This window comes from Anabaena azotica SJ-1, from assembly GCF_047275885.1.
GTDB classification, from domain to species: Bacteria; Cyanobacteriota; Cyanobacteriia; order Cyanobacteriales; family Nostocaceae; genus Trichormus_B; species Trichormus_B azotica_A.
In genome coordinates, this window is the sequence record NZ_CP178454.1 from 1,266,400 (window position 1) to 1,280,939 (window position 14,540).

At 36.6% G+C, this 14,540-nt stretch carries 10 protein-coding genes; 2 read left to right on the top strand and 8 right to left on the bottom strand.

The annotated features are described in order from the left end of the window. Positions 1–154: 154 nt before the first annotated feature. A complete protein-coding gene (locus ACLLO5_RS05520; protein ID WP_413174482.1) occupies positions 155–4,231 on the top strand; it encodes an ATP-binding protein in 4,077 nt (1,358 codons plus the stop codon). A gap of 117 nt (positions 4,232–4,348) precedes the next feature. On the opposite strand, the gene ACLLO5_RS05525 is transcribed toward ACLLO5_RS05520, so the two are convergent. The 8 genes from ACLLO5_RS05525 to ACLLO5_RS05560 all read right to left on the bottom strand — a co-directional run bounded on the left by ACLLO5_RS05525 (position 4,349) and on the right by ACLLO5_RS05560 (position 13,798). Beyond that, positions 4,349–4,498: a hypothetical protein gene (locus ACLLO5_RS05525; protein WP_413174483.1), complete on the bottom strand. Its 150-nt coding sequence runs from the start codon at positions 4,496–4,498 to the stop codon at positions 4,349–4,351. Positions 4,499–4,956: 458 nt separating this feature from the next. Next, positions 4,957–5,766, bottom strand: a complete 810-nt coding sequence (locus ACLLO5_RS05530) for a formylglycine-generating enzyme family protein (protein ID WP_413174484.1) — start codon at positions 5,764–5,766, stop codon at positions 4,957–4,959. 364 nt (positions 5,767–6,130) lie between these two features. After that, positions 6,131–7,207 carry a reverse transcriptase domain-containing protein gene (locus ACLLO5_RS05535; RefSeq protein WP_413174485.1) on the bottom strand — a complete coding sequence of 359 codons (1,077 nt, stop codon included), beginning with the start codon at positions 7,205–7,207 and terminating at the stop codon, positions 6,131–6,133. After that, positions 7,204–7,554, bottom strand: coding sequence for a diversity-generating retroelement protein Avd (avd, locus tag ACLLO5_RS05540; protein ID WP_413174486.1), 351 nt, complete (start codon positions 7,552–7,554; stop codon positions 7,204–7,206). Before avd ends, ACLLO5_RS05535 begins: the two co-directional genes overlap by 4 nt. Before the next feature lie 115 nt (positions 7,555–7,669). Continuing rightward, entirely contained in the window at positions 7,670–10,573 is a 2,904-nt protein-coding gene (locus ACLLO5_RS05545; protein WP_413174487.1) for an SAV_2336 N-terminal domain-related protein, read from the bottom strand. Continuing rightward, positions 10,570–11,619 carry an AAA family ATPase gene (locus ACLLO5_RS05550; RefSeq protein ID WP_413174488.1) on the bottom strand — a complete coding sequence of 350 codons (1,050 nt, stop codon included), beginning with the start codon at positions 11,617–11,619 and terminating at the stop codon, positions 10,570–10,572. The genes ACLLO5_RS05545 and ACLLO5_RS05550 overlap by 4 nt, the downstream gene beginning before the upstream one ends. Before the next feature lie 8 nt (positions 11,620–11,627). Next, a complete protein-coding gene (locus ACLLO5_RS05555) occupies positions 11,628–13,475 on the bottom strand; it encodes a trypsin-like peptidase domain-containing protein (protein WP_413174489.1) in 1,848 nt (615 codons plus the stop codon). Next, a complete protein-coding gene (locus ACLLO5_RS05560) occupies positions 13,436–13,798 on the bottom strand; it encodes a CU044_2847 family protein (protein WP_413174490.1) in 363 nt (120 codons plus the stop codon). The genes ACLLO5_RS05555 and ACLLO5_RS05560 overlap by 40 nt, the downstream gene beginning before the upstream one ends. A gap of 385 nt (positions 13,799–14,183) precedes the next feature. On the opposite strand from ACLLO5_RS05560, the gene ACLLO5_RS05565 reads away from it, so the two are divergent. Then, positions 14,184–14,492: a hypothetical protein gene (locus ACLLO5_RS05565; protein ID WP_413174491.1), complete on the top strand. Its 309-nt coding sequence runs from the start codon at positions 14,184–14,186 to the stop codon at positions 14,490–14,492. The last annotated feature ends 48 nt before the right edge of the window (positions 14,493–14,540 follow it).

Sequence of the window (14,540 nt, forward strand, 5' to 3'; positions counted from 1 at the left end):
ATATAGCAGGAGTCAGGAGTCAGGAGTAAAACCTTCTACAAGAGGGAGTTACATGAACAATTGATGTCTTAACTACTCTGTCTACGGCTATACAAAAACTATATATAAGCTAGTGGATTAACTATTTAAACTATGTAGGGGTTCAAGAACCTCAATGTTAAACATTAATCATTTGAGGATAAAAGATTTACTGAAAATACCAGCAAATTTAGGGGTAGTACAAGTGAGCAGGATGATACCTCCGGCGATCGCAATTTTTGTGGGTGGCTTGGTGCTACTAGGCTGGTATTTTGACATCGAAATTCTCAAAAAGGGTTTCCCTGGTAGTCCTGCGACAATGAAGGCAAATACAGCACTGTGCTTTTTACTGTCGGGGTTATCGCTCTGGTTATCCCAAATTATAGTCTGTCAGAGAAGGAGTTCGAGAGAAATCAGGGAAGAGGTAAACAATAGGAATTTTCCTCGTCGGCGTGTTCTTTACCTTTGGCTGGCTCGATTTTGTGCAGTAGCAGTAACTGGAATTGCTATACTGACACTTCTTCAATATTTGTTTGGCTGGGATTTCGGGATTGATGAATTGTTATTTCGGGATTCACCAATAGTAGTGACGACATCCCACCCTGGACGGATGGGTTTTAACACCGCACTAAGTTTTATGGTGATTAGTGTGGCACTGCATCTAATTATCCAGCCAAACACACAGCGTAGCTATTGGTATGCTCAAATTTTTTCCCTAATTACCGCTTTGATTTCCTTACAGTCGCTGATAGGCTACGCCTACAAAGAGGAAGTTTTCTCTGGTATTCCCGCACTCACAACGTCAATGGCTTTACATACGGCGCTGACTTTCACGGCGTTATCTATTGGCATTTTGTGGGCAAGTTCAAAGCAGGGGTTAATGCAGGTAATAACTAATGATAGCTATGGTGGTTTAATAGCTCGTCGTTTATTATTGCCAGCAATAATAGTACCTTTAGTATTGGGTTGGTTGATACTTGAAGGTATACGAGCAAGGATGTATGATCCTGCCTTTGCTATTTCACTGTTTGCTATTGTTTTAATCCTAATTTTTAGCGTTTTAGTTTGGCAAAGTGCGATGGTAATTGATCGCCTCAGCCGTCAACGCAATCACGCCCAAGAAGCATTGAGAGCAAATGAAGAGAAACTGCAATGTTTCGTCAACGCTAATATTATTGGTATTGTTTTTGGGGATATCTATGGTGGTATCCATGAAAAAAACGACGAATTTCTGAGAATAATTGGTTATACACAGGAAGATTTACTAGCTGGTAGGATAGATTGGCGGAATCTGACACCACCAGAATATTTATATTTAGATGAACAAGCGATCGCTCAAGCCCAGTTTAGTGTAGATGGCGCTTGTGTACCATATCAAAAAGAATATATTCGCAAAGATGGGACTCGCATTCCCGTGTTAGTTGGTTTTGTCCTGCTGGGAGAAGAACGGGAAAAGTCAATAGCCTTTATCCTAGATGTGAGCCAACGAGAAGCCGCACTGGGTGAACTCAAGAAAACCAAGAAAAAAATCCTCAAACTCAACCAAAAATTACAGCGACGAGTAACCGAGTTACAAACTTTGTTTGACATGATTCCTATTGGTATTGGCATAGCCAAAGATCCAGAATGTCAAACTATTAGCATGAATCCGGCTTTTGCCAAATTACTGAGGATGCAGCCTGATCAAAATGTCTCCTTTACCGCTCCCTTGGAAGAAAGACCAACAACATTTAAAGTTTTCCGGGAGGGTAAGGAACTGACCGAAAAAGAACTACCCATGCAGTATGCTGCGGCTCATGGTGTAGAAATTTTGGGTTATGAAGTTGATATTGTCCATAAGGATGGCACAGTCGTTAATATGCTGGAGTATGTCGCCCCGCTATTTGACGAAGATGGTAAAACTAGAGGATGTATCGGTGCATTTTTGGATATTACAGAGCGTAAGCAGGCAGAAAAGTTGCTACGCAATCACCAAAAATGGTTAGAAGATATACTTAACTTGATGCCGATTCCAGTAGCATTTATCGAACCAGGAACGGCACGAGTTATATTTGCTAATCAAGCTGCTGATCAATTAGCTGGGGGTGAATTTCCCAAAAACAAACCAGCGGCAGAATATCATACTGTTTATTATTGTACGGATAAAGCAGGTAATCGCATCCCTGATGAACAAATGCCTGGGGTGCGGGTGGCTCGTGGGGAACGTTTGGCAGGAGTTGAGATAGACTGGCATACTTCTGGAGGTATTCGCTCTCTCCTCATTTTTGCTGATACTCTGCCAGCCATGCATGGTTATCCACCAACCTGTGTCTCATCTTTTCAAGATATTAGTAAACTCAAACAAATAGAAAAAGACCTGTCATCAGGATACAAAAATCTCCAGCTACTATTTAATACAGCTAACAGTCTCCTATCCAACCAGCAGCCAGTGGCATTTATTGATACTGTTTTTAACCAACTGACAGAACAGATTGATTTGGATGCTTATTTTAACTATGTGGTTGAAGGAAACTCTCCAGTCATGCGATTAGCTTCTTACAGAGGTATTTCTGAGGAACTGGCCCAAGAAATTGAAATGCTGGCGTTTGGCCAAGCGGTGTGCGGTACTGTAGCTCAGGAGCAACGGGCAATTGCTATCAATAACGTACAGGAATCAATAGACCCAAAAACAGAATTAATTCGCTCTTTTGGGATTAAGGCTTATTATAGTTATCCATTGATAGCTCAGGGGCGGTTGATTGGTACTCTTTCTTTTGCCAGCCGTAGGGTTTCTGACTTCAATGAAAATCAAAAAGCGATCATGCAGGCAGCGTGTGACCAAATAGCGATCGCCAAGGATCGAGCTAATTTGATCGCTTCCTTACAGACACAAACTGAGCAGTTACGTGAAGCTAACCGAATGAAGGATGAGTTTCTGGGGGTTTTATCCCATGAATTGCGATCGCCTCTCAATGCCATTGTCGGCTGGTCTCATCTGTTACGTACCCGCAAGTTCAGAGAAGATCAGGTAGCACAAGGGCTAGAAACTATTGAACGCAACGCAAAGATGCAAAACCAGCTAATTGATGATTTGTTGGATATCTCGCGCATCATTAGAGGCAAGTTAAAGTTTAACCCTCATGCTTGCGATTTGGTTTTCATTATTAATTCAGCCATTGAAACCGTCTCCCTAGCCGCCCAAGCCAAGGAAATCAATTTGCACTTTTACCCATATTCTCCGGCTACGTTGGCGCAAATAGAGGGGACAAAGGCTGTTTTGCCCTTTACCTCTTCTGTAATTGTTTCCGGTGATGGCGATCGCTTGCAACAAGTCATTTGGAATTTGTTAACCAATGCCATCAAGTTCACACCCCAAGGCGGTAATGTAGAAATCAGGCTAGACAAGATTACAATCAGCAACCCAGAACTAAAAAATGATTGTAGCTGCACTTGCCGTGAGCATCAACAACCACCATTCAGGAAATATGCTCAAATTCAAGTAATTGATAATGGAATAGGTATTAGTCCTGATTTTCTTCCTTACGTCTTTGATCGCTTTCGTCAAGCTGATAGTTCCAGCACCAGGTCTCATGGTGGACTAGGACTAGGATTAGCACTCGTGCGTCATTTAGTAGAATTACATGGTGGTACTGTCGATGCAGAAAGTTCCGGTGAGAACCAAGGAGCAACATTTACAGTCAGACTGCCACTTCTAGAAGAAAGCAGAAATCTAGAGGATCAAAAGTATCAGGAAGCAGCAGCACAATGTCCCTCTGTTTCTCTAGATTCTTCCACCTCTCTGCCTCAACTCGCAGGTATAAGCGTGTTAGTTGTAGATGACGAAGCTGATAGCCGTGAATTTATTAAGACGGTACTGGAAGAATGCCAAGCAGAAGTTATACTAGCAGCATCAGCTTCAGAGGCATTACAGATGCTTACTCAGTGGAAACCTGATATTTTAATTAGTGATATTGGAATGCCAGAAGAAGATGGTTATTCCCTAATTCGCAAAGTGCGATCTGCTGAAAGCAGTAGCCCTTTCCCATCCCTACCTCCAAACCAAGGCGGAAATATTCCCGCAGTCGCATTAACAGCTTATGCTGGAGTAGAAGAAAGAATACGATCCATACAGGCAGGTTTTCAGCTACATTTACCTAAACCTGTTGAACCAGCGGAATTAGCTACAGTAGTCGCTAGTTTAGTTAAACGCGATAAAAACATTGTTGGCGAATAATTAATGTAAGTACGAGACACTTTATTTACCCTCAGTATTGATATATTTATAAGCTTTAGCCTTAGCTAAAGTAATGATATGTTCTAAATTCAAAAAAATATCTAACTCCCGTTTTTCTTATTTAGTGATTTCATTATTTTTCGCCTTGTCAATTAAATCTTCTAAACGTTTAAATTGGTCATTAACAGCAACTTGATAGTAAGTATCAAATAAATCAGGTTGATACCGAAAATATTTACCTAAAGCTGAGATTGCCGCTTGTCGCACAACCCCGGAATCATCATTGAGAGAACGGTCTTTGAGGAAGCTGAAGGTTTGCGGGTCTTCTTTGAAGTTGTTAGCTAAAGCTGAGATTGCAGGGCTATTTCATTCTAAATCCAAAATCGCACTATTACCCCAAACAATACAATAAGGGACGAGTATTACACCCGTCCCTGTACTTATTGCTAAAAGCCTTGAATTGCTTGTTTTTAGCTGTTTTTTCAAAGGCGACACCCGGATTTGAACCGGGGGATGGAGGTTTTGCAGACCTCTAGAAACCATTATTTTATAAGTATTTGAAGATTTTTTATGAAAAATTACCCCAATTTTACCCCAATCTATTAATCTCATTCCCACTTTAATCTAATAAGCTAAAAAAATTTAAAGATCGCTCCGTTTCACTACGCTTGCAAGGGTAAAGGAAAGAAGGAAAAAGGGCAAAAGAGCAAGAGTATAAAGGGCTACTAAGTCCACGCAACACCACACACAACACGAAAACCGAGGTCGTAGTAGTCGAAGCCCGCATCAACATAGATACGATAAGCCGAACGGCAATTTCCAGGATTGACGCCCCAAGAACCGCCGCGCAGCATTTTGTCACTACTCTCTTTATTACTTATCCATGCACTACCATCTGTAGGCGCAGCTTCATAATTATCATGCCAATCATCTTGACACCACTCCCAGATATTTCCGTGCATATCATATAATCCAAATTCATTGGCTATTTTAAAACTTCCTACTTCTGTTGTTTCTTTTCGATCAATTCCTTTAACTCCATCTCCATAAGTATAGTTACCATCATAATTAGCTAATTCTGTTGTAATCGTCTCCCCAAAATGAAATGGTGTGGTAGTTCCGGCACGACAAGCATATTCCCATTCTGCTTCACTGGGCAGTCTATAGGGTCTTTGAGTATGATTTGATAGTCGGTTACAAAATTCCACTGCATCATGCCAAGAAACCCATTCTACAGGGCGATTTGCTTCTTTAAATCTCGATGGGTCTGGTTTTAGTTCTTTGTTGACTTGAGGTAAAGCGGCTACTGCTTGCCATTGTGCTTGGGTTACAGGATATTTACCAAAACAAAAGGGTTTAATGGTAACTTCATGTTGAGGTCTTTCATTACTTCTACTTTCTAGTTCCTCTGCTGGTGAACCCATGATGAAAGTTCCTCCAGGAATTAACACCATTTCTAATTCAATGCCATTTCCTAAGTCTTCGGTAAAGTATTGGACTGTTTTTTTATAATGTTTAATAATAGTTTTGGGCATGATTTTTTGTCAGAATCAGGATGTCCAGGATTTAAGGATTAACAGGATAATTTAGTTTAATTATTAGAGGGTGAAGCAACCTTTCAGCAAGCTTACTAAGCTACCCCACCCAGTTTGATTTTCGGATGGCGTTACCGACATCACTGGAACAAGTCTGGACTCTTTTTATACGCGCCCGACGAATTCCCATCCGCCAGTTCTGGAACAAAAGAGCGCACGCAACACCACACACAACACGAAAACCGTTGTTGTTGTTGTCGAAGCCCGCATCATTATAGTTACGATAAGCCGAACGGCAATTTTCAGGATTGTTGTTCCAAGAACCGCCGCGCAGCATCCGGGGTTGCCTGTCCCATCTACAATGCTAACAGAATTGATGATCAACACTCTCTGGTAAAACCAAACTAGCTAATATCTGTTGTCGTAACTGCCAAGTATCACCATGTTCTAAATGAGCAAACCAACTTTGAATTGATTGTGTTATTTCCTTGTCTCCTATTTTACCTTGAGTATAATCTTGCTGGATTTGTCTAAGTCGTCTTTTAGCACGTCTTAAATTTTCTGTGCGGACACGAATCCTGTCAGGTAAAACCCGAAACCCTAAAAAATTCGCTCCTTTAAAAGTTGCAAATAATTGACTTTTAACAGGATGAATTTTCAATCTTAATCTAGCTAAATAATTTTCTATTGCTTTTCTTGCATCAGCTAAAAATTCTTTATCATCTGCAAATAAAGCAAAATCATCTACATAGCGAACATATTTTTTAGCGCGTAAATCTTCTTTAACAAAATGATCAAAACCATTCAAATAAATATTAGCAAAGAATTGGCTGGTAAGATTGCCAATTGGTAAACCTCGTCTTCTTTGTAATGGTGTAAATAAATCATCCCCAGGAAAATGATTTAAAATAGTTTCTTGTTCGTTACTATTATCAATAATAATATCGGCTAACCATAATGTTTCTTGACATTTTAATTTTCGACGCAACAGAGATTTAAGAATTTCGTGATCAATGCTGGGAAAATATTTACAAATATCACATTGTAAAACATAACGACTTGAACGAGCAAATTTTGTAAATCTACGTAAAGCGCGATGAGTACCAAAACCTACCCGATTAGCATAGGAATCATAAATAAATGTTTTTTCAAAAATTGGAGTTATAATATTACATAAAGCATGATGAACTACTCTATCTCGATAAGGTGCAGCAGAAATCATCCGTCGTTTAGGTTCTACTATTTGAAAAGTGTGATATTCTCCTGGTTGATAATTTTTAGTTTCTAATTCAATTTTAATTTGTGCTAATTCTGATTCTAAGTGATAATTAAATTCTAAAATATTCTCTCGAAATCGCTTGCCCTTTTGCGCTTGTCTAGCTGCTGTTAATAGATTTTCAAAATCTGTGATTTGTAACCAAAGATTACCATATCGTTTCATGATGATGTTTGCCGTTTACGTTGTTGTTTAATCCATGCTCCTAAATCTGTACCAATATCATTGATTAATTGTGTCACATATTCGTAGCGTTGTACTTTGATTAGTTCAAAATCTAATAACAAGCGGGTTTGATGGCGTAAAATATCAATTTTACTATTTAAAAATTGTAATTGCTCTAATTTATCAGCAGCATATTTAGCCACAATTAAAGCGTCTAATAAATCGTAAAGTCCAGTAATTATCCTGTTACCTAGCATAAACTTATGATTTTGTGGCAAACGATTAAGAATTGGTACATACCACTTAATTAAATCATAGGTTTTTTGAATTATTGGTAATTCGTTCATTTTTTATTAAATTTAAAAGGGTCAATTTAAAAAATTTAAAGATCGCTCCGTTTCACTACGCTTGCAAGGGTAAAGGAAAGAAGGATAGAGGGCAAAAGAGTAACAGTATAAAGGGCTACAGAGTCCACGCAACACCACACACAACACGAAAACCGCTGCTGCCGCTGCCGAAGCCCGCATCACCATAGCCACGAGAAGCCGAACGGCAACAGTCAGGAGAGTAGTCCCAAGAACCGCCGCGCAGCAACTTTTTGTCACTATTCGACTTGTCGCTTATCCATGCGCTACCATCTGTAGGCGCATCTTCATAACTATTATACCTATCGTCTTGACACCATTCCCAGACATTACCGTGCATATCATATAATCCAAATTCATTGGCTATTTTAAAACTACCTACCTCTGTTGTTTCTCCTCTGTTAATTCCTTTAACTCCATCTCCATAAGTATAGTCACCGTCATAATTAGCTAAATCTGTTGTAATTGTCTCACCAAAATGAAATGGTGTAGTAGTTCCGGCTCGACAAGCATATTCCCATTCCGCTTCACTGGGCAGTCTGTAGGGTCTTTGAGTATGATTTGATAGTCTGGCACAAAACTCCACTGCATCATGCCAAGAAACCTTTTCTACAGGGCGATTTGCTCCTTTAAACCTAGATGGGTCTGGTTTTAATTCTTGGTTAACTTGGGGTAACTGTGCTACCGCTTGCCATTGTGCTTGGGTTACTGGATATTTACCCAATAAAAACGGTTGCACTGTGACTTCATGCTGGGGACTCTCATTTTTCCTGCGTTCTGGCTCATTTTCTGGTGAACCCATGATAAAACTGCCACCAGGAATTGCTACCATTTCTAGTTGAACACCATTTCCTAAGTCTTCAATAAAATGCTGTGCTTGCCGAGAATGACGGTTAATAATTAGCGGAGAACGAGCAACCCATTGATTAATTACGGTTTCAAAATTTGTTTTTGTGATTTTTTCACCAACTACTTCTGTTAATAGTTCCCAGAGTTGAAAACCAGCCAACTTTAAAGTTTGCTCACCATAAGTACCGAAAACTGACATTTGTTGATAAGTTAGTTGATCTAATGTCCCATCTAATATTGATTTTTGAATTTCATCCAAATGATTTCCAGTTTTATTAAATACTGCTTCATCAACAATTTCAATCAGATTATTACTATTTAATTTATTAGATTGATTAATTTCTATAAGTGCAACTTCAAAATCAAAAGTTTCTAAATTGATAGATGTCTCATTTTCATCTTCAATTGTGATAATAGCAAATTCAAAGGTTTTTATTTCTGGTAAACCTGTAATTTTAATAGGTGCAGGAGATTGATTAACCTGAACTAAATCTTTTTTAGATTCTTGTGATAACTGTTCTGCTAACCTAGCATAATCTCCCCCTAACTGACGCAATACGTCTTTATTAATCTCAGCAAAGGGGAAAATTTCTGCTTTTGTTTTTTCATCCAAACCAGAATTAGGAAATAACAATGCAGGAAAACTTCTAATTGATATACCAGCTTTCTTACATACATATTCAGAAACTGCTTTTAACACAGCTTCAATTTCTGTTAATCTTACAGAACGCCATAAAACTTCTCGCATTCCCTCAGCAAATTCATATTGCCACTTTTCTGGCTGATTTTCTTCACTTATTAACTTCAATTCTAACAACCCACTCATAAAGATTTCAGCTAGAATAATTGGCTTTCTTGGTGGTGGCAACATTTGTTCCTGAATCAAATGAATTACAGGTATACTTACAGGTGCAGAAGCCATCAAAATTGCTAATCTTCTCGCTAAAGGTGAAGCACTATTATAAAATTTATTAACTAATAATTCTGGATCTTTTGTTGTTTGTGAACTGAATAATTTATGTGTGGGAATTAATTCTTTCCAGTTAGGCATAAATAAAATACCCACTGTGTCAATATTACCTGTACCTGCAATCACCTTTGCCCAATATTTTAAAGATTCAGGTTCTAAAATCACAACAGGCAATTTTAATGCTTTTGTAGGTTTCTCTTCTAACCACATAGGGAAACCATGAACAGTCAATTTAGAATTAAGTAAACCAGCTTCAATAGCACTTAAAGAAACGGAAATACCCAAATCTAAAACAGTACGTTCCCATAGTTGTTCCGGTAATAATTGAAGAATTGTTACCGGAACTTGTTTAGACCATAACTCTAATAGTTTGTGTATTTCTCCTTGCCACCATAAAGAGGAAATACAATCACTAATTAATAATATTAACCGTCTACCATTAGGTTCTAATAATTCTTTGGGACTGCGGGAACGTTGTTTTTTTGTAGCTTTTCTCTGCTGGTGAAAAAATTGCGGTTTACCATCATTTGTGCGTAAACTCCAAGTGTAAACATTTTTAAAAGCTCCATGTCTTTCCATTAATTTGCGAAACTCATTAATAGTTTCTTCCCAAACCACAGTCGCACGGTTTTCTTCAACAACTATCACTAAATCTAACCAACGTTCTCGCGCAGGTTTTAAAACTGGTATCCAAACATCATTTTCTGCTATTTGTTGGGCTGTATTTTCTTCATCTAAAACAAATTTTATCCGAGATGGAACTTTTCGCATCAATGGACGGAGTGACCTACCAATTTCTAAAGCATTAGGTAAAGCAGCAACAGCAGGAGATTTAAAAGGTACTCCCGGTGATGCAGGTTTTGATTTTTCAGAGGTTGATTTTGCAGTAGAGTTAGATGATAAATTAGAATCTATATCATCTTTTGTATAGGCTTTAGCTGTGGTTTCTTGAGTTTTTTCTATTGTGGAATTATCGGAAGTATCTAAATTTTGAGAACTTTCTTGTTGAGGTAATTGAGAAATCTCAGTTTGAGAACTTTGATTTGGTTGAGTAACTTCATCAACAGATGTAATTGCTGATGGTAATTTTATCTGGTTTGCTAACCAAAGAGTATCAGCAATTTCTTCTGCACTCATGTCTAGTTCTAGGTATTCTAGAAGTTTAATCAACCTGTTCATCATGAGTCCTCGGAACTATCTAAATACTTTAATATTTTCTCAATTAATTCATCTTTAGTTGTACCTGTTGGTGAATTTTTTCTAGTAACTAAGTAAACAGCGTTAAGAAGTTGGTCTGTTGCTAATTCCCCATTTTTACGCTTGTTTAAAAATTGCTCAATTAAATTATCTGCTGTTTGAGATAATTCATCATCTAACTGTAGATGTGCTTTAACTATCCGTTCTAATTCTGTTTTATCCGGTTCTTGAATATTTAATCTGATACAACGTCTTAAAAAAGGAGGGGGAAAATCTCGTTCACCATTACTGGTTAAAATCACAAAAGGAAAGGATGTACAGCGAACTCTACCTTTTTCAATAGTCGCTTTTCCATCTTTATATGCTGTTTGTACTTCTACCTGATTTATTTTATCAGCTATACGCCTTAATTCCGGTATTTCAAACTCTGCCTCTTCAAAAATATGTAGTAAATCATTAGGTAAATCAATGTCACTTTTATCAATTTCATCAATTAATAAAACTCTGGGTTTATCAGATGGTAGTAAAGCTGTTCCCAATGCACCTAAATTAATATATTTACCAATTTCTGCTAAGTTATATTGATATTTCTTATCCTTGACATCTTGTAAATGTTTTATTGCTTCATCTAATAATCCTAGATGCAAATATTTACTAAGTTTATCTGCATTATCATTTTCTTTTGCATCTTGTAACCGTCCTATGGCATCATAACTATAAAGTCCATCTTTTAGTGTAGTGCGGGTGGTAATTGGCCAATGTAATACTTCTCCTAATCCTAATTCATAAGCCACAGCATAGGCTAAAGAGGTTTTACCTGTTCCTGGTTTACCAGTTACTAATAAAGGTCGTCGTAAATATAAAGCAGCATTGACTAATTCTACTTCTTCTGGACGTGCTTGAAATGTCTCAGCGCGTCTTTTTTTGGGATCGCTATTAGTGTTATTAAAATCTCGCCAACTTGGTGGTTCTGGAAGTGTCCATTTTTGATTTACTTGATTGTTTCCTTTAAATATTTTCCAGTCTGTCATAATAATACCTACTTAATAATGATTGGTTCAGGTTTAAAGGGTAAAATGTGAGGGTTTTCGTAAATAAGAAAAACATTATTTACAAATAGATATTGGTTGTTATTAAGCAAAAAATCTATATATTGTTGCATAACGTGATTAGGTAATGTATGAACACAGCAATTTAATTCATTATTTGCTCTGCGTTCATATTCTTGTTGCTCTAAAGTAATTTTATCTCTGTGACAAATAGCGACAGGAACAGCATTACTCTTTAATGAAATAAAAATATTAGTAATTTTATTATCATTTTTGTTATTCTCATCAAAGATATTTAGTATAACACCAATTGCTTGATTCATTAATAGAGAAAATCTTTTTTCATCATATTCATGTAGCTTTTGAAAATTATTGCAGGTAATCTTTTCTAATTTCTGCCATTTATCAATCCAATTGCTTTGTTTAACATTGAGATAATTAGTATCTAATCGTGTAACATCACGAACCATCACCGGATATTTATCACCCACAGGTATTATTTCTCCAACATCATCAATTTCCCATGTTTCCACAGGATAATTCAGGTATTGTGGAGGTAGAAAAAATACAAATTTTATTTGACTTTCTAACTTACAAGGAATTTTTTGGAATAATGAACGAAAAACTTTTTCGATGTTATCGAGTGTAAAGCTATCATCGGGAGAATCAGAAAAATTAATTGCATCAAACCCTGTTTGGTATTTTATATAATTTTGAATATTAGGAATAACACCACCACTAATTTTAAATTTTGGGATTTTTGATCTTGATTTTGTTGTCAATGGTTCTATTTTAATTAATATGTATGATTCTAGGTTAGTATAATTATTTTGATATTGTTGGTTAACATTTCTAATCAGGTTATCAAAATCTTCTATATTATTAATTCCCCATTTTTTTAATTTTGCTAACGTTGTTTGAGGAATCTGAGAATTAGTAATTAAATATTTTATAAATTTTGCTGTATTATCGTTATGATTAAATTTTATATTACTATCTAAATTACGTTGATCTAGATTATACAAATATTTAACAATTTCTACTGTGGTTGTTAAATTTCCTTGTGAACAACAAGATTTATAAGCTGTTTGAATAGCTGAATTTATGTCTTTATCAAGATTAGGAGTTAAGACTTGAATGAGGCTTAAAAAACTCCAAGATTCAAGCAGCACAGTTGCAGAAATCATATATACTATTGCATCATTTTCTTCAGGATGTCCTCCTGATAACATTCCTACTACTGCTTTTGATGAACACCACACCGCAGAACCACTATATCCTCCTTCAATTTTAGAACTTCTTTGGTCTGTGTATATTTGTACTAAACCAAAAGCATTTTCATTTTCTATATATATTTTACCAAATGACCAACGAGCATCTTTTTTATAATCATGAGGAAAGCCACAAATTTTAACATTATTGTTTTGCAAATCAGATGTAGAAATTAGTTGAATGGAATTGGTAGAATTTAGTGGAGTATCTTGTAATTCAAGTCCAGCAATATCCTCTCCTTTTTCATTTGTTAACCCTCGCCAAAATACAACCTTAGCTTTTATTCTTGTTAGAGGAGTAATAAAAGGAAAGTCAAGTTCGATAACATTATTTGGTAATTCTTGAATAGTTATTGATCCTCGGTTTTCTTCTATATCTAAAGCAGCTAGAACTACATGAGCGCAAGTCAGAATATGCTGCTGAGTGACCAAAAAACCAGCACCAACAACATTTGTACCATCTTGATTGTAAATGCGAGCGATCGCACTTTCAAACTTCTTATTTTGACTTTCCTGTGACATAGAACCTATGAACTCTGTTCCTTTAAACCTTCTTCCTTGCTCCACTTCACAGTAATTTCAAAGTTAACTTCTCCGCCTACAGAAGTTAAAATTACTCCTGCTTCAGTAGAAAGTTTCACACCAAATTTTACTTCCATTTCTTTAGTATTCAAATCTTTGAATTGATCGGCAATAGTAGTAACTACTGGTTTAATTTGTTGGATAGCTTCTGCAAAAGTTTGTTTTGCTTCTGTAATTTTGTTAGCAACGTTTTTAGAAGGAGAATCTGCATACCTCTGTTTTCCTTCTTTTGGCTTTTCTGGAGCTTCAACTTCCACTAAAATAGTGCCACCATCTAGGGTGAAGGGAACTAATACTTTTTCTGCCATATTATTGAAATTAGTGTTAAATAGGCTATGCAACGTCAAATATACAACATTATCTCTATATTTGAAAAGTAAAAAACTGCACTAGCAATAATTTATAAATTAGTGTATTATAAATTACATACCAATTTTTTAGGCATAGCTCCAGGATAATTACACTTTGCTTACTGGAGTCTCATACTCACGTACTAACCCAACCAAGGGTGATTTTTTCTGCTTGCTAGATTGCTCTTCATGTTTACATTTCTTTACAAAATTAGCAAAAAAATCCATTCACCACTTTCTGTAGATAAGCTGATTGAAAGTACAAACAGACCCAAACTGCAACATTAATTGCAATTTTGAGTATGTTTTTTCATTCATTTAGGAGAAAAATAATTACTCTTATATGGGCAATTCTACATTCGATACATCCAATTCAAATTCCCAACATTATCAGTTTGTTACTAAGCAGGTAGCGTCTCAATTAACTGGTTTGTCGGGTGACACATTGAAGAGATATAGACTTCAGAAAAAATTGCAGAAAGATATCCATTGGATCACCCTTAATTCAAGAGTTGTCAGATATAATATTACTCTTGTTTTAGATTGGGTACAAAACCACATTAGTGATCCGAAAGCCCACTTGAGAGCAATTGATAATTATTTAGCTAGTTTACCTTCTAGTCAGCCAAAAAGAAAGCGAAATCGTGCTTAGAAGAAGTAATTTAGACTAGACGCAATTTTGTTTATCCGAATAATACAG

Bases quoted from the DNA above. Each gene is read 5' to 3' on its own strand.
- ACLLO5_RS05520 (WP_413174482.1), top strand. From the start codon at position 155: ATGTTAAACATTAATCATTTGAGGATAAAAGATTTACTGAAAATACCA.
- ACLLO5_RS05530 (WP_413174484.1), bottom strand. From the start codon at position 5,766: ATGCCCAAAACTATTATTAAACATTATAAAAAAACAGTCCAATACTTT.
- ACLLO5_RS05535 (WP_413174485.1), bottom strand. From the start codon at position 7,207: ATGAAACGATATGGTAATCTTTGGTTACAAATCACAGATTTTGAAAAT.
- avd (WP_413174486.1), bottom strand. From the start codon at position 7,554: ATGAACGAATTACCAATAATTCAAAAAACCTATGATTTAATTAAGTGG.
- ACLLO5_RS05545 (WP_413174487.1), bottom strand. From the start codon at position 10,573: ATGATGAACAGGTTGATTAAACTTCTAGAATACCTAGAACTAGACATG.
- ACLLO5_RS05550 (WP_413174488.1), bottom strand. From the start codon at position 11,619: ATGACAGACTGGAAAATATTTAAAGGAAACAATCAAGTAAATCAAAAA.
- ACLLO5_RS05560 (WP_413174490.1), bottom strand. From the start codon at position 13,798: ATGGCAGAAAAAGTATTAGTTCCCTTCACCCTAGATGGTGGCACTATT.
- ACLLO5_RS05565 (WP_413174491.1), top strand. From the start codon at position 14,184: ATGGGCAATTCTACATTCGATACATCCAATTCAAATTCCCAACATTAT.